Genomic DNA, 21,083 nt, shown 5'->3' with positions numbered 1-21,083 from the left:
AAGTCACTTGGTAATTTTTAATATTTGAATAGGTGGTTATAATGACAAGTAAGACAGTAACGCGTGCAGATTTAGCGAGCGTAGTTTGTAAAAGGGTGGGCTTGTCACATACTGAATCAGCAGCTTTGGTTGAATTGGTTTTGGATGAAATTTGCAAATCACTGGTAAGAGGTGAGGCTGTTAAATTATCTTCTTTTGCAACTTTTCAAGTTCGTAATAAAAATGAACGCATTGGGCGTAATCCAAAAACCGGTATTGAAGCATCTATCCCGCCGCGACGCGTCGTGACATTTAAAGCTGCAAATATACTTAAACAAAGAATTCTTGATTCGCATCGTGCAAGACAAAAAGACGATATCGCATAAATAGACGCTGTTACAATGTTTGGTATTTGTTAAAAAAAATTGTATAAGATAAAATTCTACGTTTTTGTTAAGAAAAAGTTTTTTTAGTTTAAAGATTATCAAGTATGGACCTATTTTTGACCAATCTTGTTGAGAAATTAGAGCTTGATAAGTCTTTGTAAAATCATTTGTAGTATTTTAGATAAGGTGTTGTAAAATGGATAAGAGCTCCGATGCTTTTCGCACAATTAGCGAAGTGGCTGAGTTTTTGGAGCTTCCACAACATGTCTTGAGATTCTGGGAAACACGTTTTAGGCAGATAAAACCAATGAAACGTGGAGGGGGAAGGCGCTATTATCGCCCAGCCGATATTGATTTGCTCAATGGTATTAAGCAGTTATTGTATGATCAGGGTTATACTATAAAAGGTGTGCAACGCCTTTTAAAAGAAAATGGTGTTGCTTTTGTTACTGCATTTGGGAATGGTGATCTGGATGCGATGAATATTGTTGTAGAAAAAAAACATGTGGGACACGCTTCTGAATCGAGTAACAATAAACCTAAAAAATCTTCTTTTGGGCTTTTGAGTTTCATGAGGAATGAAGGAGAGGCATCTATCGGTTCTGTTAATATTTACAAAGACAAAACCGATAAAGTATTGCTACAGGAGATACTGTTTGAGCTCATTGAATGTAAGCGTGTGCTTGATAGAGCACGATAGCAATGTATTCTTTTCACTTTATAGCTCTTTTTAGTTTTTTAGGCACTCATTAAACGCCGTAGATCTGGTGGTGTTGCTTCCTCCATGAGCCGCTTAATCGCTTCTTCTATAGATAAAAATACTTGATCCGAACTTCCTAAGCGGCGCATGCTGACACTATTTGTTTCAGATTCACGTTTGCCGCATACTAAAATCACAGGAATTTTTTGTAAAGAATGTTCACGTATTTTATAGTTAATTTTTTCATTACGAAGATCTGATGTTGCGAAAAGTCCAACAGCTTTAAGTTGTGCTGTTATCTTTTTTGCATATTCATTTGCTTCTGATGTAATTGTTGCCACAATGACTTGTTCAGGTGCGAGCCATAGTGGCATATGTCCAGCAAAATTTTCGATTAATATACCAAGAAAACGCTCCATTGAGCCAAAAATGGCACGATGTATCATGACAGGTTGACGTTTTTCCGAATCTTTATCAATGTAAAATGCTCCAAAACGTTCAGGGAGATTAAAGTCTATTTGTGTTGTTCCACACTGCCACTCTCGACCGATAGCGTCCTTTAATGTATACTCAAATTTTGGACCGTAAAATGCACCTTCGCCTGGTAAAACACTTGTTTTGATTTGTCCTGCAAATTTGGTTTCAATTGTTTTAAGAACAGATTTCATAATACTTTCTGCATGATCCCACAATGCATCAGATCCAACCCGCTTGGCTGGGCGTGTTGAAAGCTTAAGACTAATTTCTTTAAAACCAAAATCAGCATAGGTTGATAAGATCAAATCATTAATATTAAGGCATTCATCAGACAGTTGTTCATCAGTGCAAAAAATATGCGCATCATCTTGTGTAAAGCTGCGTACACGCATAAGACCATGCAAAGAGCCTGATGGTTCATAACGATGGACAACACCAAATTCAGCAAGCCTGACAGGTAAATCTCGGTAAGATTTTAAACCATGTTTAAAAATCTGTACGTGTCCAGGACAATTCATTGGTTTAAGAGCGTAAACATTTTCGTTATCCCAATCTTCAGCTGCTGGAATTGCTTTGAACATGTTCTCTTTATACCATCCCCAATGACCAGATATTTCCCAAAGTGATCTATCGAGAACTTGTGGTGCATTAACCTCAGCATATTGGTGGTCATCAAGACGTCTACGCATATAGTTGGTCAAATTTTGGAACATTTTCCAACCTTTTTTATGCCAAAAAATCATGCCTGGTCCTTCTTCTTGGAAATGAAATAAATCCATTTCACGCCCCAGACGTCGATGATCGCGTTTTTCAGCTTCTTCTAGCATGTGTAAGTAGGCTTTTAAGTCGGCCTCATTGGCAAACGCCGTACCATAAATTCTCGTTAGCATTGGATTGTTGGCATCTCCACGCCAATAAGCTCCTGCAACTTTCATTAATTTGAAGGCATTGCCAATTTGACCAGTAGATTGCATATGTGGTCCGCGGCAAAGATCAAACCAGTCACCTTGATAATAGATTTTTAAATCTTGATTTTCAGGAATGCTATCAATAAGCTCGACCTTATAGAATTCGCCTTTTTCAGAAAAAACTTTTCGAGCTTTTTCACGAGACCAAATCTCTTTTTTGAAAGCTTTATTGCGTTGAATAATTTCACGCATTTTCTTTTCAATAATGGTGAGATCATCCAAGGTAAAAGGTTGTTTGCGTGCAAAATCATAATAAAAGCCATTTTCGATAACAGGACCAATTGTTACTTGCGTTTCAGGAAAAAGCTCTTGCACTGCTTCAGCAAGAACATGTGCGCAATCATGACGTATGAGTTCAAGAGCACGTGGATCTTCTCGGGTAATAATTTCTATTTGACCAGATTGTCCCAATGAATCTGATAGATCTCGAGTAATTCCATTAAGATTATAGGCGACCGCTTTTTTTGCCAGTGACTTAGAAATGGATTCTGCCAATTGCAAACCAGTCATTTGGGTTGGATAATCACGTTTTGAACCATCAGGAAAAGAAAGAGAAACAGAACAGGACATAAAATACCCCTTTAAGCCAATTCCGCCAACAATTGCGGATGGTTTTGTAAAAAATTAGCAATGATTAAAGCCTATAACTAATTTTCTTATCAAGAGGTGTAAAAAAAGAAAAGAATTATTTATGATGTTTTTTATAAATTTTCCAGTAACGCCAAGGTTTATAAAAACAATAAGAATTTTCAAGAGAGGTAGGGACAGGATCAAATCCATGTGTTCCAAATGGTCCACAACGTATAATACGAAAAAGCCCCATCCAAGAACCAGCCCACAGCCCATGGCGTGCGATTGCTTCATAAATATATTCTGAACAAGTTGGTGCATGGCGGCACTGATTACCTATGAAACTGGAAAGTGTTATTTGATAAAAACGTATCAAGAAAATACCAAGCAATCGCCCTGGTGTTTTCCTCCAAGGGCCCATATAGTTTCGCGTTTTTTTCTTTTTTTGTTGAGGCTGTGATTTAAGCATTTATTTTTCTTTAATTTGCTTAATGCAATCTACAGTTGCATCAAAGGGAAGCATTGTTGATGCATGACGTTCTTTGTAGTCTTTAATGGGCTGTAAGCAAGAAAAGGCTCCAAAGGGAGTTTGAGGAGGTGGACCATTTTTTGTTAGCATATGATAAATAATGTCATGGAGCATTGTCAGATTTTGTGTTGTTTGTCCTATAATATGGGATGCTAAAAGTGAAGCAGAAGCTTGCCCTAGCACGCATGCATGCACTTCATGGGCAAAATCTGTCACTATATCATTTTCTATTTTTAGATCTACAATAATTGTTGAACCACAAATGCGTGCAGATTTTTTTGACGTTGCATCTGGATTATTAAGACGTCCAATTCTGCTTATATGCGCAGCATATTCAAGTATTTTATCACTATAGATATTATCAATCATGCACTATTACCTGAAAATTTTAAGAGTCTTGATTGTTTAAGCTTTTCATTCGCTTATATAAAGATTATACAAAATGATATAGATATGTGACAAATACTTTATAGAGGGTGAGCTTGGAGTTTTTAAATGCATAATGTTGTTAAAGGAGGTAGGGGAGATCCATTTTTACCGAAAGAAAAGCGCCCAAGCTTTGAAGAGGTGGAAAAAGCGATCCGTACATTGCTTTTATGGGTGGGAGAAAATCCAAATCGAGAAGGGCTTTTAGATACTCCAGAACGTGTAGCTAAAGCATATCGCGAGCTTTTTCTTGGTTATGACGAATCTGTTGAAAAAATTTTGGGCACGTTTTTTGAAGAAGTTTCAGGATATCATGAAGCGATAATCATCAAAGATATTCTTTTTTATTCTCATTGTGAGCACCATATGATTCCAATAGTGGGGAAAGCTCATATTGGATATCTTCCTGATACAAAGGTCATTGGTCTTTCAAAAATTGCGCGTGTTGTAGATATTTTTTCTCGTCGTTTACAGACTCAAGAGGCTATGACAGCGCAAATAGCTGATGCATTGGCTGTGCATTTGCAACCTCGTGGTATTGGGGTATTGATTGAGGCTGAACACATGTGCATGGCTATGAGAGGAATCCAAAAACAGGGGGCAACAACGATTACAACATGTTTTCGTGGTTATTATGAAGAAGATCGAGCTGAGCAAGATAACTTTATGAGGATGGTTCAAAGGTCATAGTAGGACTTATATTTTTATGATTTTAAGTTGGGGGATAAATTGTTTAGGTAAAATAAATTATGAGAAAGTGAAAATAGGCTTGTACCTTGCTTTGTGATTTGTTAAAGCCAAAAAACTAAAATATTTTGTTTTATCACGTGCGGTCGTGGCGGAATTGGTAGACGCGCAGCGTTGAGGTCGCTGTGGGGCAACCCGTGGAAGTTCGAGTCTTCTCGACCGCACCATTTATAGATTCTTTACAATATCACATGGTATCATTGTTTATCTTATTTCATTTATAAGTGATTGTTTTTCTTTTCTTAATTGTTTTTTACATATGATTTTGATATCTGATGAATCCGCTGAAAGCGCAATTCAAAAGGTGGTTCAAAAGGTGGTTTAAAAAGTGACTAGGGAAACAAGAACACGTGATAGATTGACAGCATTATCTGTAAAAAATTTGCCTAAAGGTAAATATGCAGATGGAGCTGGACTATGGCTTATTAAAACAGCACAGAATCAAGGACGTTGGGTTTTTCGATTCGATTTCAATAAAAAACGTCGTGAGATGGGGTTAGGCTCTTGTAGCGTTGTATCTTTGAAAGAAGCAAGACTTAAGGCTATCTCTTGCCGTGATCTTTTGCACCAAGGTATTGACCCGATTCGTAAAAGGAACAATGAAAAATTACAGCGGTCGATTGACAGTATTTCTTTACGAGAGATTGTTTTAAGCGCCTTTGAAGCGAAAAAAAGCGAACTGAAAAATGAAGGAACAGCCGCAAGGTGGTTAACGCCTCTTACATTGCATGTTTTCCCAAAGCTTGGAGATATAGCAATCACTGAATTGACGCAGATTGATATAAAAGAGTGTTTATCACCTATTTGGAAAACAAAAAACGAAACAGCGAGCAAGGCTTTATCGCGTTTAAATATTGCTATAAAACATGCTGCGGCACGTGGTATAAATGTAGATATGCAATTGGTCCCAAAAGCAAAAGCTTTATTGGGAAAATTTATTCAAAATGTTCAAAATATTCCGGCTATGCCATGGAAAGAAGTTCCAGAGTTTTATCAATCTTTGAACGATAACATTGTATCAAATTTAGCCTTAAAACTTCTAATTTTAACTGGTGTTCGTTCAATGCCAATTCGGCATATACGGTTGGAGGAAATCAATCAATCAATCTGGACGATTCCAAAAGAAAATATGAAAGGGATAGTTGGAAAGGTTTTTGATTTTCGTGTACCGCTTACAGATGAAGCGCTTGCTATTATTGTAAAAGCAAAAGCAATCGAAAAAAATGGATTTTTGTTTGTTGGGAATTCTGGACAGCCTATATCTGATATGACACTTTCTAAATTTATGAAAGATAGAGGGATTACTTATCGTCCCCACGGTTTCAGATCTAGTCTTCGTGATTGGATAGCAGAGACAACGTCAACACCATTTGAAATTGCGGAATTTACGTTGTCTCATTCAGTAGGAAATTCAGTCACAAAAGCTTATATGAGGACTGATTTTTTGGAACAGCGCCGTGTTCTTTTAGAACAATGGGCATCTTTTGTGACTGGGCGTTGATTGTTACGATTACGATAGTGATGGTAATTCTGTAGAGTCTCTTTCGGCTTTTTTGCTTTCAATATAGTGGTCGATTTCAACGATATCCCATTTTAAGTATCGTCCTTCTTGTATTGGTTTAGGAAAAACTCCAGCTTTTACAAGCTCTCTAATAGAGGTCATAGACATTCCAAGATAAATCGATAGGTCTTGTATATTGACGAGCCTTTGCAAGCGCATTGACAATAATGCTTGTTCAAACAAACTAATTTTTTCTATTGATTCTAATAATTTTTCTTCTTTCATTTGAGAGGTCCTTTTTCTTTATATTATGAAAGGGTGGGGGTGCATAGGAGACATGCAATTAATAGAGCCCCCCCATAGGATTAAGCGGCTTTTGTTGAGATCCTTTGTATCTCTCTTTCTATTTCCTCTAAAAAGGTCATGACCGCTTGATTGATTTGTTCAATTTGCTTTTCATCACGGTGGATGCGTTTAATTTTCATACGAAAGAGAGATGAATCGTCTGTAAAACGTGGGTCATAACTGATAAAATCACACCATTTACGTCCCGTACAAGCCATTTGAAACTGCATTTGTGCATGATATTCTGGTTTGATCTCATTATCGATAATGAAACGCATATGATTAGTTGATCTAGGGCATTTGATTTCGATTAACCCATCTTCATCAATCAGACCATCAGGGCTTGCCCCCGCCATTTTTATTGTGGGGTGTTGGATAAAGCCGCACTTTGTGACTTCAGTATCATAAATGAATGCATATTCTCTCAAGGCATCTTCTTCATTTTCAATACCCCATCTCATATCTTCTGTTTCATAATAGGGACTTGTTTGACCCGTTAAGCGCTCTGTAATGATTTTGATTTTGTAGTCCTCATATTTGCTGGTAGGGGTTCCCTTCGCTGTTTTACTAATAACGTTGTAAATATTTGATGCGGTGACTTTACCTAAACGTGCTTGAAACCATTCTGCCGTTCTCTGTTCCATTTTACACCGCCATTTGTTGTTCTTGTTGCATTGGAGCATATTCAATATCTTGAATATGAATATATTCGGCATCTTGTATAGGTGCGTCTGTTTGTTCTTGCTGTAGGAGAAATTGTTCTGCTTTATCGATTTGTTTGTTTTGTTTATTTTTCAAAAGATGCAAAACCTCTAGTGATTTCTTATCAGAGAGATCTTCAAGTCTGTTGACTTTGGCATAAGCAAGAACTCTTTCTTCTTCTGTTTGTGTTATGTTCATAAGCTCTTTGATTTGCATAAGTGTGTCATGGGAAACTCTTTGATCTTGTGTATTTTGATTTATCTCATTAATACGCGCCGCCTCATCTTCTTCATAAATGCCAGAAAACCCGAAAGCATAACGAGCGCATTGTATAGTGGCTTTATGGCGTAACATACGAGCAGGGTATTTTTGCCAAGTGTCACTTTTTTGTTTGCATTCGTTTAAATATTCAGTGACTTCGATGGGATCTTTAATATCTTTAAGACGAATAGCACATTTAATAGCAATGATATTACCATCTTTATCGAGTTGATCTTGAAATGTCATGCCATCAAATTGAGGATTAGATTTAATGATCTTAATCCATCCATCGATAGAGACCACAGGGATAATGCCACCACCTCTTTTAGGAAGTGCATAGATCTCTTTAGTTAGAGGGTTAAGACCATAAGTATTTGCCACAGAGATAAAAGCAGCAAATTCTTCATCAGAGAAGTTATGGCTGATACATGTTTTGATAATTGTTTTTCGAAATTGCTCATGAGAAAAGCCATATTTATTAGCCATAAGAGTTAAGGGCGAATTTGTCATTATTGTTGTCCTTTTAATGCATGTTTTGTCTTTTAAGTTCTTGAGACAGCACCCCCATGCCTTTTGTAGTAATTTTTGCAGCTGGTACGACTTTTTCTGTTCCTTCTGTTGTTTGAATGGTGTGTGTAGGACAATCCATAAGACCTTTTTGTATTTTATCTTGATATGGTAATAACGGACCGCTTGGTACTCTTTTGTAAACCCAACCATATCTTCTTAGGTAATCTGATAAATCCTTAGGTCTTACTTCTAATATTTTCGCAGCATCTATAATACCAAACAAGCCATCCGAGCGTTGCAAGCTTTCAAGCGCCATTGCTTTTGGTTTTAGATATTCAATGATAGTATCTTGTTGATCTATTTGACTTTGTAGGTAATTCAAAAATCCAATCATAGCTTTTGGACTTGAATAGTCGATTTGTGGGGTTGCTACTTGCTTTGCGCGCTTTTCACATTCGATAAAATATAAACGGGCTTCTCTACCTTTTTGATTGTTTTCTAACATAGAGAGCTCTTTGGCTACACTTAGAGTCAAATGATAGTCTTTACGATTGTGCCCCCCCCTGCCTTTGCTCCCCAAAATCGGGGAGCAAACAAAGTCTTGATTTTCTACTAAATTATATTTGTTGATGCGGTCATTAATCCAAGTAGAGAAATGTTTACCTACTTCTAAAAAGGCATGCAATTCACGTGCGTTGACTGTTTGAACGCTTTCTTCGTTAATGGTGTTATTTGTAATAGTGATAGGATTATCCATTTTTATGATCTCTTCGAATTACCAATATTGATAAGAGAAGGGGGCGCTTTTAAAAACGCCCTTCATAGTTTTTAAAGCACATCTCAAGGATAACGGTTCTGTTTTTCATAGGTACCATACATTGCATCTTCATATTCACGCCGTTTGATATCATCTAAAAAAAAACCGTATGCGGAGCTATGTAGAACAAAGTCGTGAGCTATATCGCCGTTAAAGCACTGCTTTTCACATTCTTTAAGATAGAACTCTGCGATATCTTCAGAAATATCTATGCATCTTTTATTCTCAGGTTCAATGCGAAAGATTTGCAGTGCATTATCGGCTCCATCAATAAAGCCAATAATGTCCTTTTCTTCGTAGAAAGGACCCGATTGTGCGAGATTTTGCGTTTCATTTTCACAGATAACTAAAAGAATTTCATCAGAATTTATAAACACAGGTTTATTCATAAATGCCTCCATATCAAAATATTTAAATACATTTTGAAAAAAACGCCTTGACATAGGATTTTTTTTTCGGGGTATGGTGTCTGTGTATATAGGCATTATGCATATTAGTCAATCAAAAAATATGCATAAAGTATATTTTTTTTAAAGAGCACATAAAAAGTTCTCTGAAAAAAATTTATTAATTAATATTTTTGAAAAAAGGAGAAAGGAAATGAGTTGTGGAACTAGATAATAGGATAATGCAGCTAGTTTCTGCTTTTAGTTATGAAAGAAAAAAAGCTTTTATTTATTTTCTTCAGAATTTAGACGGTTTAAAAGGTGAAGAATTAATTCTTTATCTGGTTGACTTGTTGTTTGTAGCAGATCAATGATTTTTTCATCAATCGTTTGTATAAAATCAGGAACTGAAAGGGCAGGTCCATCTCCTTCTCCAGTTAGTAGCCATCCTTCGCTAACTCTAAATGCAGTTGCGTATTTTTTAGATGCACGCGATATACCTCGGATTCCTTGTTCATGTTGTATATAACTAGAATAGTTCCATCCGAAATATGTGGCTGCTGCTTTTGCGCTTTTGAAACCACGTATTAAACGTGCTTTCATTAATCTAGAAGATTGATCTGTTATTTTATTGAGCATTTTTTGTCTTCCTATGTATACTCATATTGCATGAAATTGGTATGCATTTCGACTTGACATTAAAGTGCTCGTAATGCATATTTTTATTCATGAATAAGATAGAAGCAAAAAAACTAAGAAAACACCTTAATCTTACGCAGGACGAAATGGCGGCGTTATTAGGCGTTAACAAATCAACAGTATGGCGTTGGGAAAAAAATGGTGTTCCTTCAAGAGGAACAGTTTCTTATCTTTTAGAATCTTTATGGAATAAACACATATCCCCAACAACAAAATTTACAAAAAATTCCAGGTTCATAACGCATGTGACAGTTTGCAACCTTGAGGAAGATCAAAATGAGTTCAAATGAAATTTTACCAATAGTAGTTGTGGCAATATTGCTTATCAGTGGAGGGATATTGCGGTTTGCTTTCTCTTATCGCGATCAGGTTAGAAATCTAAAAGAGGAGGCAAAAAAGAAAAAAAATGAATTTTTAAAAGAAACTTTAGAACTTACGCATGAACGTGATGCTGCGATTAAAGAGCAAAATAGAGCAATTATGGAACGCGATGCTGTTATTGAAGAGAAAAATAAGATTATTAATGGACGTAATAGAGAAATTGAAGATTATAATAATACCATTAAAACACATAATGAATCTATAAAGAAACGTGATATCATAATAAAAGAATGCGAGAATGCAATTAAAGGATTGAAGCAAAAGATAGATGAATATGATGAAAGCTTTAGACGGAAGAATGGAATTATAGATGCTCTAAAAGCCGATGTTCAATCACGTGATGAGGAAATTGAAAGACTTACACAAAAGATTAAAGACGATGAGGAAATTGTACTTACACAGCGTCAAGAGATCATAAAACTTAGAGATAATAGAGATAATATTGTAGCAGTTGATCCAACTAAGAAATACGAATTCACTGGAGAAATCAAAGAATATAACCACAGTGGTAAGAAAGGTGGTTGTACGCATGTTTTACATCGTATTCGTGCATTAAAAGACTTTGGAACCATTAAGAAAGGCGATTTAGGGGGCTGGATAATGAAAGAGGGAAACCTTAGTCATGAGGGTGACTGTTGGGTTGGGGGTGAGGCTATGGTTTTTAATAATGCGCAAGTTTACTCGAATGCACAAGTGTATGATAAAGCACAGGCTTATGGACAGGTCGTTATTGGTGGAAATGCCAAGGTTTATGGTAATGCCCATGTGTATGAAAATGCGGAGATTTGGGGTTCATCACAGATTTATGAAGAAGCCCGTGTTTACGGATATGCTACCGTTACTCATAATGCACAAGTTCATGGCAAAGCACAAGTTTATGACGAGGCATTAATTTATGGCACTGCAAAGATTTACGATACTGCAACAGTTTGCGGTAATGCACGTGTAGATACAAACAATGTTGGTGGTGGTACGTTAATTAACAGTGCAGAAGCTTCTTCTGATAATAAAAATGACTCTTCTCAGAAGAAAAGTAAGTGAGGAGAGAGGGATGAAAGATATGAAAGTTAAAAAAAAATATGAACTCACAGATGACGTAGTTGATCTTGGTCCTTGCAAGGTATACCGCATACGCGCCTTAAAAGATTTTGGAGACGTTAAAGCCGGTGATCTAGGCGGTTGGGTAGAGAGTGAAGAAAATCTTAGCCATGAAGGAAATTGCTGGATCAGTGTTTTAGGGGTGGTTTTTGGGGGTGCAACAATAAGGGGTGATCATCAGGTTGAAAACTTTAAGTGTATTTCTCATAAGATTTACAAATTGTCTATGTTAACACCACAGCAATACATGCAATCACTACCTTGGCACCGTAGAATATGGGAGAAACTTTTATATTATAAGGAGTTCAAAGTATGGTTGTAATTATTAGAACTATCCATAAGTTCTTTTCCTTTAGATATCCTATATTCCCAAGCTTTGTCCTGTTCATCTGTCCAACGGAAAAAACCAAGACAAAAAGTAGTCTCAAGAGTTTTTTCTGGATTATTACATGAGGTATGTTCAACTACAATGGTTATAGGTTTTCTTAAACATGGTGCTTGTGGGTGTATGGTAAACCAAAGAGTCAATTTACTTTTGGCTTTTATACTAAAAAGATCAAAAAATCCCAAATGGTTAGGATCTAATTTGGGGTCTATTAAATCAATAAGCTTGCCGCTTTTTAAAGCGATTTTCGTTGCATTTTTACGTTTTTCAGTATCTGAGATACCTTCGGTAGGATCTGGGTAGAGTGCTTCAGTAAATATAAATGGGTGTTTTTTAGGTATTTTGATGTGATTTATTTTGATTATTTGGTTTGTAGGATTGTAAATGGCTAATTCCAGTTCAACTTCAAGGTCACTAGGATACTTTGGAGACAGACGTTCAAAAACTGTACGTACACTACAGTTTTGCAACTTTTGTCCTAAACATTTTTCTTTCTGTTCTTTGTAGCTTTTATACAAAACAAAAACTAGAGAGAACGTACTAATGATTAAAGAAATATATTCATATGTTGTTGGCGTATCTTCCATATTTTTCTCTATCCGCTTTTCGGAAAAAAACAATCTTATAAAACACGTTATGTATGGAGCGGCGCGGTGATTAACACGATTCTTTGTTTTGATCTAGGGACGAAAACGGGGTGGGCGATGTGTGGTGGGTGTGGTGACATATTTAGTGGCACCGTTGATTTTAAATCACGCCGTTTTGAAGGCGGTGGGATGCGTTATTTACGCTTTAAAAGGTGGCTTTCAGAAATAAAGCAGACAGCAGGTAACATTGACGCAGTGTATTTTGAGGAGGTGAGGCGTCATGTTGGAACCGATGCAGCGCATGTTTACGGTGGTTTATTAGCAACGTTAACGGCGTGGTGTGAAGATCATGAGATAGCGTATGAGGGGATACCGGTTTGTACGATTAAGAAAGTGACGACGGGCAAGGGGAATGCGTCGAAAGAAGAGATTATAAAGGCGATGCGTGCAAAAGGACACGCGCCTTGTGATGATAACGAAGCGGATGCTTTGGCAATTTTACATTTAGTTAAAGAAAGGGAGATCACGAATGATGTCCATTAATAAAGTAGCGTATGTTAAGTTTAGTACAGATAAGTTTTTAAAAGAGCTTATGGGTTTAAAAGCAACAGAGAAAGCTGTTTACACAACACTTGTGTTGTTAATGAATGATAATAAAGCGCCACTTACGAATAATGCGTCTTATTTATCGAGTTGGTGTGGGTGTTCAAAAAGAGCGTTTCAAAAGACATTAGAGAGCTTAATCAACACGGGTCATATTACGCGTTTAGAAAATGGTGGCTTATGGCATAAGTCACTAGCCTTTGATTATACGATTAGCAAAGCTTCCGAAAACGCTTCGAAAGCAGCATTAGCAAGGTGGAGTAAGAAAAGAGAGGAGGCAATACATGTCAACTAAATTGCCATGGACGAGGCTTTTTTCTTCACAATGGATTGTTGATGTTAGTGGCATGAGCATAGTGGAAAAGGGTCTTTATATGACTCTTGTTTTATATATGTATGAAGAACGCCGCCCTATTATTGAAGATGCTCCCAAATTAGCAAGGTGGGCTGGCTGTTCAGTAAGAATTTTAAAAAAGACATTAGACATTTTATTACGTGATGAGAAGATCATACGTTTAGACGATGGTCGTTTGTGGAGTTTAAAAGTTGAAGAAGAGCTTAATAACTCTAATGAAGAGCTAGATAATTTCACTTGCAATAATAATGAAGAAATGGAGGTAAGGCATGTCTAATGGTATGCCGTGGATAAGATTTCATTTGTATGATTGGATAAGTGGTACAGATGGGATGACATTGGAACAACGGGGTGTTTATATAACACTTCTTGTTCGCATGTACGATAAGAAAGCGCCAATTAAAACAGATTTTGAAACGCTTGCACGCACCTGCAATTGTTCGAAGAAAAAATTTGCAACTATTATCGAATATTTAATAAGGGATGATAAACTTATTGAGATAGATGGTGGGTTGTGGAATACGCGTGTTGAAGAAGAGCTAAAAGATTTTGCTGATAAAAAAGACTACATATCGCAAGTTCGTAGTGAAGCTGGTAAAAAAGGCGCACAAGCGAAAAGTAATATAAAACAACACGTTGATAATTTTGCTGAAGAAAACGTTAAGCAAAATAATAATTTTGCTGAAGCAAAAATTAAGCAAAACGTTTTTTTTGCTGAAGCAAACGATAAGCAAAATCAAGCTATAAAGAACCAGAATAAGAATATATATAAAAAAAATAAAACTATCGTTTTATCAAAAAAAGAAATTGGTTCTGAAAATTTAGAAACAACCGATTTGGTTGACGAGCCAATCGAGTGTGATGATGTTGATAGCCAATCAGAACAAATCGCAAGATCATCAAAAAACCAACCATCCATTCACGAGCAAGAAAGCGTTCCTAAGAAAGCCAAGCGGGTTAAAACCGACCGAGGTTGTCGATTGCCTGCTGATTTTGAACCCGATTACGATTTTGCACTTGCAGAGGGCTTGCCACCGGAGCGTATCAAAATCGAGATCGCAAAATTTCAAGATTATTGGAATGCCAAGGCAGGTAAGGACGCTAGCAAGCGTGATTGGCAAGCAACATGGCGTAACTGGGTGAGAAATTCAAAAAAATACGAAATCAATAAACAAGGTGGCAATTATGGAAATTACACTCAAAAGCAAAAAAGCATTGGTGAACGCATCGCAGACAGCATCCTTGATATCGGAAATCGAGGGTACTTTGAAGCACATTCACGAGATGATAGCACCGGGGTTTCCATTGGTTTTGAAAGATGGCAGTCAATTAACGAAACAGCAGGAAGCGGTTGCTTTAGAGGCTGGTGATCAATTGCAAGAGCTATTTACAGTGAAAGCAAGTAAAGAAGATATAGCAAAAGCTATTCGCATGCTATCATGTGGTTTGAAAATATCGCAACAATCAGATCATGAGGGAATGGCGTTAACTTATGGAATGGTTTTGGAAAATATTTCATCATGGTCACTGATGGCAACGGTTAAACGGATTTTGTGCGATGAGATAGATGGTTTATCGGATACGTTTTTTCCGAGCACGCGTGAACTTGTAAGGTTATGTCGTAATTTAGAAAACGACCTTTTGACGAAAGCCAATCTTGTACGCAAGGCTGTTTTGAGATCTCACGAAAAGCAGTTGAAAGAACAATCAGAGAGAGTATTCAAAACCGTTTACACTTGTTCAAAAGCAAAGGCTTGAAGAGGTTTTAAGTGGGATGGAAGGAATAATAAAACACATTGATTAGACAGCAAAGTAGTGAAAAGTGCTGATCATTTTGAGATTAGATATGCGTTTAAATCGATAAAAAGGCACCGTACAAAGCATTTTATATTTTTATGATATTTCCCCATACTGGAATTAAAAACGCTACTGTACGGTCAAATTTGAGGTAAATAAACCCATGAATAAAGTTATGGATTTAGATTAGGGGATATTAAAACAGATGTTCTTAAGAAACCGTAAATCAAGACCGCAAAAGAAATTTATTGCAACGGCTGTTGGTCATGTACCATGGGGATTAGGGGTAGCAGAATGTTTTTACAATCTTTACGAATATGATGATGGTATGAGGGAGTATGAGGAATTCGATGGTGGTCAATATCAAGATTATGAGATACCTGCAAATGTAGATTACAGCACGAAGGCGCAAGTGAAAGCGTGGATATACGGTGGTAAGTTACCAAAAAGTGTATTGAGTTACGAAGTGTTGATAGATGAGGTAAATGCGAAAATCAAAGAACGTACAAAAGATGATCAGTTGATTTGTGAGATAACGAATGATGGTGAATGGGGTTATCCATTGTCTTGTGATGAGATGGATAGAGAGTTAGAAAAAGCGCTTGATATTCAATTAGGTAAGTACCAAAATGAAAAAAAGTAAAAAATAAAAATACGTATTGACTTTAAAGTGAAGCTGGTTTAGTAGGGTTGACAAGTGCTTCAAAATCACTTGTGATGAGCGGATAAACCACGATAAGGTTTCTCCCATTTCTTAAAATACTGACTTTCTTTTATGCTGTCATTGGCATATAACGATTTATGTCGGGTGTAGCTATACCATACAATACCCTTTCGAGGGAAAAGTATAGCGGCGGACTTATCACCGTGTTTTTGAGCGCCCGGCGCCCTTATGGGCTGTCAATCAAAAACAACTCTTGATAAGAAAGAATTTCAAATGGAAAAAAATGAAATTAACATCACTACCGATTTCTTATGTGATTTGTGGATGGCTGTGTGTAAAGAAGTTAACACAGATTATACTGAAGATGAATATAGCAATGCTTTAGTGGAATTAATGGCAAATTTAGAAAAGGTTTTGGTTTTAAAATTACAAAACGAAATGCCTAATTTTACAAAAATTTTAGCAATCATTACAGAGTTTGGTCATTCAGAACCAATTCAATCAATAGCACCTCTTTTGAAAGCTTATAAACCTGATTTTGATAATGTGCACAGCATTAATGAGGCAGCGTGAAAATGGTGCAGGCGCGGCGGGGGCGCCTTCTTTTTAATTTTAGATTCAATGATGTAAGTATCAAAACGAAAAAAAGTTAAAAAATAGTAAAATACATATTGACAACAATAGAATCACTTTGTTAAACGAATCAGTAAGTACTTGAAAAACACTTAAAGTTCACAGGGGATGGGTTTTATAATCAATATTGCCTCTGCAAATTGTAAAGTTTTGACTCAAGTGTGCTTTATAGCATATAGAGGGGATTGTCGGGTGTGGTTATGCCATACAATACCCTTTCGAGGGAAAAGCGTAACAACGGACTGTGAACCGTGTTTTTCAGCACCCGGCATTCTTTATTGTGTGTCAATGGAAAACAAGATAATTTCACAGGAGACAATACTATGTCGCAATATTTAATAGATATCAATCAAACTGAAATTAACGATGAATTAGTTCAAACAGTGAACGCACGTGAATTGCATGCATTTTTAGAAATAAAATCCGAGTTTAGAAATTGGATTAAAAATCGTATTAAAGAATGTAACTTTCGAGAAAATATAGATTTTATAACTGCGGTAAATTTTTACCGGGGTGGAAAAGTAAAAGAATACTATATTACCTTAGACATGGCAAAACACCTTTCAATGATAGAGCGTAATGATAAAGGGCATGAAGCAAGAGAATATTTTATCGAATGCGAACGGCGTGCAAAGCAGGCAGTAACACCACAACAAATCGACTATTCAAGTCCACAAGCTATGATTGGCTTTTTGAATTACTTACAAGGGCAAATCGAGCAAAAAGATCATGTCATTGCAGAATTAAAACCAAAAGCAATAGCTCTTGATGGTCTAACGCGCTCGGATGGCTTGTTTGGTATTATAGATGCTGCGAAAATATTAGAAGTAAGACCTAAGGATTTATCAGATTACCTAAGAAGATATGGTTGGGTTTACAAAAGAGTACCAAGCGGTCCGTTATTACCATATCAAGATAAAATACAAAAAGGTCTTATGGATTGCACGACCATCACTATTCAAAAAAATGATGGTACAGAAAAGACAGTACCCTCAACAAAGATAACAACAAAAGGATTGGCTCTTTTAAGAGAGCAACTTTATGGGAATATGCAATAATTAAAAAGCGGTGGTGCGGGGGCGCCTCTTTAAAACATCTCATTTCATTTACAAATTAATCGAATATTAGATTAGGAGCTACCTATGACCGCTAAAAATGTATCCAAAAAATATGAACTTACTGATGAAACTACAGAAGTTAAAGACCATTTCTATGGCAGAGTTAAAACACTTTATCGCATTAAAGCTTTAAGAAATTTTGGAAGTGTTAAAAAAGGTGATCTAGGGGGCTTTATTGAACATGAAGGTAACCTATCTCATGTGGGGAGTTGCTGGGTTGGGGACGATGCAAAGGTTTATAATGCTGCTATTGTTTGGGGGCATGCAAAGGTTTTTGAAAATGCAATAATTTGTGATGAGGTGTATGTTAATGGATTTGCAAAGGTTCATGGCAATGTACGTGCTTATGGGAGTGCAATTATTGGTGGCAGGGCACGTATTTTTGGAGATACGCAACTTTTTTCGGGGGCATGGGTTACAGGAAGAAAAGAGATTTCTACAGGTTTAATGTCTTTTGGAGATAGGGTAAGGACTGTAGATGAATTGATTAAAGCAGCTGCGTCGTATTCTAAAAGATAGAATTAAAAGAAAGCCACCTCCTTTAAAGACACGGCTTCTAAACTAAAAACCATTATTAACAAGGATATCACTGTAAACTGGTTAGTAAATTACATATTTTGTGTATAAACGCAAGTATGTTTTTAGCAAATTGTATCATAAAAAAGATTATGTTATTCTTAATTTGCAACGTCATGGTGGTGTTGTGTTTTTAACCATTCTTTAGATTTATTCTTTTAAGACATCATAAAACAAAGCCGTGCCAATTTATTTTGACACGGCTTTTATCTTATTGTTTTGCAATGTAAGCTGTATCGAATAATGTAATACAAAGTGTGTATAAAATCAAATTTATTTTAATTCTATTTGCATCTTAAAACAGATTAGGCTATCTTAATAGAGATTTAAGAAGTTGAGAACCTTGCCTATCTTCGGATGGCAGGGTTTTTTATGTCACGTTATTATAATATTGCTTTTGAATGCTTTTATCTCTTAAAAACAAATGATAGCCAATAAAAAACCGTGCCCTTTAATGACACGGCTTTTATATAAATGCTTCTGTTTTTCCATTATCCTACGAGTAAGACGAATGCATCTATACTATACATTTTGTGTAAAAATGCAAGAAATTAATTAAAATAAAAAACATGATTCATCATTTAGATTCAGTATGTTACAATAAATTTTGTTTGCAATTACAACCCATAATGTTTATACTAATTATCAGTTGTAAATTTGTTTTTTTTGCTCGTGCTGTTTTCCCATAAAAAGGATATCAAGCGAATGCTTAATAAAGTGATTTTAATTGGTTTCTTAGGTACCAATCCTGAAAGTAAAACAATGCCATCCGGTTATGAGGTGGTCAATTTTCGTATGGCAACATCCGATAGCTATACAGACAAGGCAAGCAATAAGAGAATAGACAAAACAGAATGGCATTCCATTGTGGTGTTTAATCAACATCTTGCAAAAATAGCTCTTCAGTATCTCAATAAAGGCAGCAAAATCTATATAGAGGGGCAATTACAAACCCGTAAATGGCAAGATAAAAACGGTGTTGATCGGTTTGTAACAGAGGTCATTTTACCTAAGTACAAAGGCGAATTACAGTTTTTAGACAGCAAAAATAATGATGATCAAGAGCCGTCATTTGCTTATGCAAGCATTCACAGACCTCTTGATATGTCTACAAACGCTTTAAATGATGATGTTCCTTTTTAAACAGAAGACGGTGTTGTGAAAACAAAAAAAAAGATGGGACGCCCTAAAATCACAGGACAGTTAAGAGAAGCCAATGGACGAATATTACGTGCAAAAGTACCTCGTGAGGCTGTCGATAAATTGGCTATAGAAATGCGTGCAAAGCGTTTTAATTTAAGCCTACATGACGCAAAAAATTCACTTGCTGGTACTTATATAGGGCGGCTTTGCTTGCAGGGTGTACTTACACAAGAGCAATATGATATTGCACAACAGTACCTACAGATAAGAAATAATTACCTTTGTGCAAAAGGATTGCCTAATGCGATTTATGACGAAATGCCGTCATCTTCTGATGAGAAGGCAAGGGATAAATGGGTAAAATTTGCAACAGAGAAGTTTGAAAACATGCAAGATGCAATAAAAGAAGCACAACATCTCTATAGACAATACAACATTTATGCTGCGCTACAGTACCTCGTTATAGAAGTACAAGGTATTGATTTATATAGATAATTTAGCGTTATTCATATTGAATTAAAGACCCGAATAGCGTAGGATTCTCTCATTTCAAATCTGTGTATGTTGAATCAATCAAAATCACTTGCTTGCATGTCAAAAACGGGGCTGATGTGTGGGTAAAATTGTATAAGAAAGGAATAAAAATGGCTCTTATGAACCGTCTTAATGCAAGGGCTGTTGCAACATTGGGGGCTGGCAAATATAATGATGGTGCTGGCTTGTTACTTCATAAGCGTAAAGATGGAGGTGCTCAATGGCTTTACCGTTATACCATTCACGGTCGGCGTCGTGAAATGGGCTTGGGTGCTTTAAGAGATGTTTCTTTAAAACAAGCTCGCGAATTGGCAAATGGGTGGCGTTTTGTTTTACGTGAAGGTCGTGATCCCATTAAAGAACGCGATAAACAAAAGCGTGAAGCAATAAGCAATCTCCATTATTTAAAAGATATCGCCTTGGATGCTTTTGAAAGTCGTAAAGCTGAATTAAAAAATGATGGCAAGGCTGGAGATTGGCTTTCACCTTTAAAACTGCATATTTTACCAAAATTAGGCTGTCTGCCGGTTTCAGAGATTACACAAACAGAAATACGCAATGTTCTTGCTCCCATTTGGCATTCAAAAGCTGGAACAGCTAATAGAGCTCTTATTCGTCTCAATCTTTGTCTCAAACACGCGGCTGCATTAGGATTGGATGTTGATTTACAAGCTGTAGAAAAAGCACGCGCTCTTTTAGGCAAACAACTCNTTCTGACAGGCGTTCGTACTTTTCCTTTACGTCATATTCATAAAGAACAAATTGAGGGGGATATATGGACTATCCCTGCTGAGAATATGAAAGGAAAGCTTGATACAACAAAAGAATTTCGTGTGCCTTTATCATCAGAAGCATTAGACATTTTGAAACAAGCGCGCTTCCTTTCTCGCAATGATTTTTTCTTTTCTGCTAGAGGTCGGGGTCCCCTTAATGAGAGTTCTATGGCAAAATATATGAGAGACAATAAACTTGATGCCTGCCCTCATGGATTTCGTTCTAGTTTACGCGATTGGCTGGCTGAAACAACCGATGCCCCCTATGAGGTCGCTGAAACCATTTTAAGTCATACAGTGGGCGGCAAAGTAGAGCGTGCCTATCGTCGTACTGATTATTTAGAACAGCGTCGTGTTTATATGGATAAATGGGCGGCTTATGTCACTGGTCAATCTTAAGATATGGGGTGCATAACCCCATGATCTGTGGATA

At 36.6% G+C, this 21,083-nt stretch carries 29 protein-coding genes and 1 tRNA gene; 20 read left to right on the top strand and 10 right to left on the bottom strand.

All coding sequences use genetic code 11. The features are described from left to right. Positions 1 to 41 precede the first annotated feature (41 nt). Complete coding sequence (locus tag ABD909_RS01395) at positions 42 to 365, top strand: integration host factor subunit alpha (RefSeq protein WP_345096179.1); 324 nt, start codon at positions 42 to 44, stop codon at positions 363 to 365. Between the two features lie 196 nt (positions 366 to 561). Beyond that, positions 562 to 1,065, top strand: coding sequence for a MerR family transcriptional regulator (locus tag ABD909_RS01390; protein WP_345096178.1), 504 nt, complete (start codon positions 562 to 564; stop codon positions 1,063 to 1,065). Between the two features lie 38 nt (positions 1,066 to 1,103). Here ABD909_RS01390 and thrS read toward each other — a convergent pair whose 3' ends face one another. From thrS to ABD909_RS01375, 3 genes are all read right to left on the bottom strand, one after another. Continuing rightward, the gene (thrS, locus tag ABD909_RS01385; protein WP_345096177.1) at positions 1,104 to 3,080 is read right to left on the bottom strand and encodes a threonine--tRNA ligase; all 1,977 of its coding nucleotides are present in this window, start codon (positions 3,078 to 3,080) and stop codon (positions 1,104 to 1,106) included. Between the two features lie 115 nt (positions 3,081 to 3,195). Further along, a complete protein-coding gene (yidD, locus tag ABD909_RS01380) occupies positions 3,196 to 3,549 on the bottom strand; it encodes a membrane protein insertion efficiency factor YidD (protein ID WP_345096176.1) in 354 nt (117 codons plus the stop codon). Further along, positions 3,550 to 3,978: an iron-sulfur cluster assembly scaffold protein gene (locus ABD909_RS01375; RefSeq protein WP_345096175.1), complete on the bottom strand. Its 429-nt coding sequence runs from the start codon at positions 3,976 to 3,978 to the stop codon at positions 3,550 to 3,552. A gap of 126 nt (positions 3,979 to 4,104) precedes the next feature. Between ABD909_RS01375 and folE the strand changes: the two genes are divergently transcribed. The 3 genes from folE (at position 4,105) to ABD909_RS01360 (ending at position 6,283) form a co-directional block, all read left to right on the top strand. Then, positions 4,105 to 4,725 carry a GTP cyclohydrolase I FolE gene (gene folE / locus ABD909_RS01370; RefSeq protein ID WP_345096173.1) on the top strand — a complete coding sequence of 207 codons (621 nt, stop codon included), beginning with the start codon at positions 4,105 to 4,107 and terminating at the stop codon, positions 4,723 to 4,725. Between the two features lie 139 nt (positions 4,726 to 4,864). Next, positions 4,865 to 4,949 (top strand) — tRNA-Leu (locus tag ABD909_RS01365). Positions 4,950 to 5,110: 161 nt separating this feature from the next. Next, a complete protein-coding gene (locus ABD909_RS01360) occupies positions 5,111 to 6,283 on the top strand; it encodes a tyrosine-type recombinase/integrase (RefSeq protein WP_345096172.1) in 1,173 nt (390 codons plus the stop codon). 9 nt (positions 6,284 to 6,292) lie between these two features. Here ABD909_RS01360 and ABD909_RS01355 read toward each other — a convergent pair whose 3' ends face one another. The 6 genes from ABD909_RS01355 to ABD909_RS01330 all read right to left on the bottom strand — a co-directional run bounded on the left by ABD909_RS01355 (position 6,293) and on the right by ABD909_RS01330 (position 9,943). Continuing rightward, positions 6,293 to 6,568 carry a helix-turn-helix transcriptional regulator gene (locus ABD909_RS01355; RefSeq protein ID WP_345096171.1) on the bottom strand — a complete coding sequence of 92 codons (276 nt, stop codon included), beginning with the start codon at positions 6,566 to 6,568 and terminating at the stop codon, positions 6,293 to 6,295. An 80-nt stretch (positions 6,569 to 6,648) separates the two neighbouring features. Then, positions 6,649 to 7,272: a lambda exonuclease family protein gene (locus ABD909_RS01350; RefSeq protein ID WP_345096169.1), complete on the bottom strand. Its 624-nt coding sequence runs from the start codon at positions 7,270 to 7,272 to the stop codon at positions 6,649 to 6,651. 1 nt (position 7,273) lies between these two features. Next, positions 7,274 to 8,101 carry a phage recombination protein Bet gene (bet, locus tag ABD909_RS01345; protein WP_345096168.1) on the bottom strand — a complete coding sequence of 276 codons (828 nt, stop codon included), beginning with the start codon at positions 8,099 to 8,101 and terminating at the stop codon, positions 7,274 to 7,276. A gap of 13 nt (positions 8,102 to 8,114) precedes the next feature. Then, positions 8,115 to 8,858: an antA/AntB antirepressor family protein gene (locus ABD909_RS01340; protein ID WP_345096167.1), complete on the bottom strand. Its 744-nt coding sequence runs from the start codon at positions 8,856 to 8,858 to the stop codon at positions 8,115 to 8,117. An 83-nt stretch (positions 8,859 to 8,941) separates the two neighbouring features. Then, a complete protein-coding gene (locus ABD909_RS01335) occupies positions 8,942 to 9,307 on the bottom strand; it encodes a hypothetical protein (protein WP_345096166.1) in 366 nt (121 codons plus the stop codon). Between the two features lie 282 nt (positions 9,308 to 9,589). Further along, positions 9,590 to 9,943 carry an XRE family transcriptional regulator gene (locus ABD909_RS01330; protein WP_345096164.1) on the bottom strand — a complete coding sequence of 118 codons (354 nt, stop codon included), beginning with the start codon at positions 9,941 to 9,943 and terminating at the stop codon, positions 9,590 to 9,592. 89 nt (positions 9,944 to 10,032) lie between these two features. Here ABD909_RS01330 and ABD909_RS01325 point away from each other — a divergent pair, with 89 nt between their 5' ends. The 3 genes from ABD909_RS01325 to ABD909_RS01315 are packed head-to-tail and all read left to right on the top strand — an operon-like array spanning position 10,033 to position 11,804. Beyond that, the gene (locus ABD909_RS01325; protein ID WP_345096163.1) at positions 10,033 to 10,293 is read left to right on the top strand and encodes a helix-turn-helix domain-containing protein; all 261 of its coding nucleotides are present in this window, start codon (positions 10,033 to 10,035) and stop codon (positions 10,291 to 10,293) included. Next, a complete protein-coding gene (locus ABD909_RS01320) occupies positions 10,280 to 11,425 on the top strand; it encodes a hypothetical protein (protein ID WP_345096162.1) in 1,146 nt (381 codons plus the stop codon). The genes ABD909_RS01325 and ABD909_RS01320 overlap by 14 nt, the downstream gene beginning before the upstream one ends. 10 nt (positions 11,426 to 11,435) lie before the next feature. Further along, on the top strand, positions 11,436 to 11,804 hold the full coding sequence (locus tag ABD909_RS01315; protein WP_345096161.1) for a hypothetical protein: 369 nt from the start codon (positions 11,436 to 11,438) through the stop codon (positions 11,802 to 11,804). Here the strand turns inward: ABD909_RS01315 and ABD909_RS01310 are convergent. Beyond that, a complete protein-coding gene (locus ABD909_RS01310) occupies positions 11,777 to 12,454 on the bottom strand; it encodes a hypothetical protein (RefSeq protein ID WP_345096160.1) in 678 nt (225 codons plus the stop codon). The two genes, ABD909_RS01315 and ABD909_RS01310, sit on opposite strands and share 28 nt — an antisense overlap. 66 nt (positions 12,455 to 12,520) lie before the next feature. On the opposite strand from ABD909_RS01310, the gene ABD909_RS01305 reads away from it, so the two are divergent. The 12 genes from ABD909_RS01305 to ABD909_RS01250 all read left to right on the top strand — a co-directional run bounded on the left by ABD909_RS01305 (position 12,521) and on the right by ABD909_RS01250 (position 21,049). After that, positions 12,521 to 12,997 (top strand): crossover junction endodeoxyribonuclease RuvC, encoded by a 477-nt coding sequence (locus ABD909_RS01305; protein ID WP_345096159.1) that lies wholly within the window; start codon positions 12,521 to 12,523, stop codon positions 12,995 to 12,997. Beyond that, positions 12,987 to 13,352 carry a DUF1376 domain-containing protein gene (locus tag ABD909_RS01300; RefSeq protein ID WP_345096198.1) on the top strand — a complete coding sequence of 122 codons (366 nt, stop codon included), beginning with the start codon at positions 12,987 to 12,989 and terminating at the stop codon, positions 13,350 to 13,352. Before ABD909_RS01305 ends, ABD909_RS01300 begins: the two co-directional genes overlap by 11 nt. After that, on the top strand, positions 13,342 to 13,689 hold the full coding sequence (locus ABD909_RS01295; protein ID WP_345096158.1) for a DUF1376 domain-containing protein: 348 nt from the start codon (positions 13,342 to 13,344) through the stop codon (positions 13,687 to 13,689). The genes ABD909_RS01300 and ABD909_RS01295 overlap by 11 nt, the downstream gene beginning before the upstream one ends. Further along, on the top strand, positions 13,682 to 14,782 hold the full coding sequence (locus tag ABD909_RS01290; RefSeq protein WP_345096157.1) for a YdaU family protein: 1,101 nt from the start codon (positions 13,682 to 13,684) through the stop codon (positions 14,780 to 14,782). The genes ABD909_RS01295 and ABD909_RS01290 overlap by 8 nt, the downstream gene beginning before the upstream one ends. Beyond that, entirely contained in the window at positions 14,724 to 15,170 is a 447-nt protein-coding gene (locus ABD909_RS01285; RefSeq protein ID WP_345096156.1) for a hypothetical protein, read from the top strand. Before ABD909_RS01290 ends, ABD909_RS01285 begins: the two co-directional genes overlap by 59 nt. Positions 15,171 to 15,414: 244 nt before the next feature. Further along, complete coding sequence (locus tag ABD909_RS01280; RefSeq protein WP_345096155.1) at positions 15,415 to 15,852, top strand: hypothetical protein; 438 nt, start codon at positions 15,415 to 15,417, stop codon at positions 15,850 to 15,852. 294 nt (positions 15,853 to 16,146) lie between these two features. Further along, positions 16,147 to 16,446 (top strand): hypothetical protein, encoded by a 300-nt coding sequence (locus ABD909_RS01275; protein WP_345096197.1) that lies wholly within the window; start codon positions 16,147 to 16,149, stop codon positions 16,444 to 16,446. A gap of 383 nt (positions 16,447 to 16,829) precedes the next feature. Then, positions 16,830 to 17,564, top strand: a complete 735-nt coding sequence (locus ABD909_RS01270) for a phage antirepressor KilAC domain-containing protein (RefSeq protein ID WP_345096154.1) — start codon at positions 16,830 to 16,832, stop codon at positions 17,562 to 17,564. Positions 17,565 to 17,648: 84 nt separating this feature from the next. After that, the gene (locus tag ABD909_RS01265) at positions 17,649 to 18,143 is read left to right on the top strand and encodes a bactofilin family protein (protein ID WP_345096153.1); all 495 of its coding nucleotides are present in this window, start codon (positions 17,649 to 17,651) and stop codon (positions 18,141 to 18,143) included. Positions 18,144 to 18,905: 762 nt separating this feature from the next. Then, positions 18,906 to 19,343, top strand: coding sequence for a single-stranded DNA-binding protein (ssb, locus tag ABD909_RS01260; protein WP_345096152.1), 438 nt, complete (start codon positions 18,906 to 18,908; stop codon positions 19,341 to 19,343). A gap of 15 nt (positions 19,344 to 19,358) precedes the next feature. Further along, the gene (locus ABD909_RS01255; RefSeq protein ID WP_345096151.1) at positions 19,359 to 19,838 is read left to right on the top strand and encodes a hypothetical protein; all 480 of its coding nucleotides are present in this window, start codon (positions 19,359 to 19,361) and stop codon (positions 19,836 to 19,838) included. A 149-nt stretch (positions 19,839 to 19,987) separates the two neighbouring features. Continuing rightward, a complete protein-coding gene (locus ABD909_RS01250; RefSeq protein WP_345096150.1) occupies positions 19,988 to 21,049 on the top strand; it encodes a tyrosine-type recombinase/integrase in 1,062 nt (353 codons plus the stop codon). Positions 21,050 to 21,083 lie beyond the last annotated feature (34 nt).

It is taken from the genome of Bartonella acomydis, from assembly GCF_039543025.1.
Classification (GTDB): domain Bacteria; phylum Pseudomonadota; class Alphaproteobacteria; order Rhizobiales; family Rhizobiaceae; genus Bartonella; species Bartonella acomydis.
Note: the sequence above shows the minus strand (reverse complement) of the source record. Positions and strands in the feature narration are given on the sequence as shown.

Coding starts and splice junctions, on each gene's coding strand:
- ABD909_RS01275 (WP_345096197.1), top strand. CDS start 16,147: ATGGAAAAAAATGAAATTAACATCACTACCGATTTCTTATGTGATTTG.
- bet (WP_345096168.1), bottom strand. CDS start 8,101: ATGACAAATTCGCCCTTAACTCTTATGGCTAATAAATATGGCTTTTCT.
- ABD909_RS01340 (WP_345096167.1), bottom strand. CDS start 8,858: ATGGATAATCCTATCACTATTACAAATAACACCATTAACGAAGAAAGC.
- ABD909_RS01355 (WP_345096171.1), bottom strand. CDS start 6,568: ATGAAAGAAGAAAAATTATTAGAATCAATAGAAAAAATTAGTTTGTTT.
- ABD909_RS01325 (WP_345096163.1), top strand. CDS start 10,033: ATGAATAAGATAGAAGCAAAAAAACTAAGAAAACACCTTAATCTTACG.
- ABD909_RS01330 (WP_345096164.1), bottom strand. CDS start 9,943: ATGCTCAATAAAATAACAGATCAATCTTCTAGATTAATGAAAGCACGT.
- ABD909_RS01350 (WP_345096169.1), bottom strand. CDS start 7,272: ATGGAACAGAGAACGGCAGAATGGTTTCAAGCACGTTTAGGTAAAGTC.
- ABD909_RS01300 (WP_345096198.1), top strand. CDS start 12,987: ATGTCCATTAATAAAGTAGCGTATGTTAAGTTTAGTACAGATAAGTTT.
- ABD909_RS01290 (WP_345096157.1), top strand. CDS start 13,682: ATGTCTAATGGTATGCCGTGGATAAGATTTCATTTGTATGATTGGATA.
- ABD909_RS01310 (WP_345096160.1), bottom strand. CDS start 12,454: ATGGAAGATACGCCAACAACATATGAATATATTTCTTTAATCATTAGT.
- ABD909_RS01265 (WP_345096153.1), top strand. CDS start 17,649: ATGACCGCTAAAAATGTATCCAAAAAATATGAACTTACTGATGAAACT.
- ABD909_RS01280 (WP_345096155.1), top strand. CDS start 15,415: ATGTTCTTAAGAAACCGTAAATCAAGACCGCAAAAGAAATTTATTGCA.
- ABD909_RS01395 (WP_345096179.1), top strand. CDS start 42: ATGACAAGTAAGACAGTAACGCGTGCAGATTTAGCGAGCGTAGTTTGT.
- ABD909_RS01375 (WP_345096175.1), bottom strand. CDS start 3,978: ATGATTGATAATATCTATAGTGATAAAATACTTGAATATGCTGCGCAT.
- ABD909_RS01390 (WP_345096178.1), top strand. CDS start 562: ATGGATAAGAGCTCCGATGCTTTTCGCACAATTAGCGAAGTGGCTGAG.
- thrS (WP_345096177.1), bottom strand. CDS start 3,080: ATGTCCTGTTCTGTTTCTCTTTCTTTTCCTGATGGTTCAAAACGTGAT.
- ABD909_RS01295 (WP_345096158.1), top strand. CDS start 13,342: ATGTCAACTAAATTGCCATGGACGAGGCTTTTTTCTTCACAATGGATT.
- ABD909_RS01335 (WP_345096166.1), bottom strand. CDS start 9,307: ATGAATAAACCTGTGTTTATAAATTCTGATGAAATTCTTTTAGTTATC.
- ABD909_RS01270 (WP_345096154.1), top strand. CDS start 16,830: ATGTCGCAATATTTAATAGATATCAATCAAACTGAAATTAACGATGAA.
- ssb (WP_345096152.1), top strand. CDS start 18,906: ATGCTTAATAAAGTGATTTTAATTGGTTTCTTAGGTACCAATCCTGAA.
- yidD (WP_345096176.1), bottom strand. CDS start 3,549: ATGCTTAAATCACAGCCTCAACAAAAAAAGAAAAAAACGCGAAACTAT.
- ABD909_RS01315 (WP_345096161.1), top strand. CDS start 11,436: ATGAAAGATATGAAAGTTAAAAAAAAATATGAACTCACAGATGACGTA.
- folE (WP_345096173.1), top strand. CDS start 4,105: ATGCATAATGTTGTTAAAGGAGGTAGGGGAGATCCATTTTTACCGAAA.
- ABD909_RS01320 (WP_345096162.1), top strand. CDS start 10,280: ATGAGTTCAAATGAAATTTTACCAATAGTAGTTGTGGCAATATTGCTT.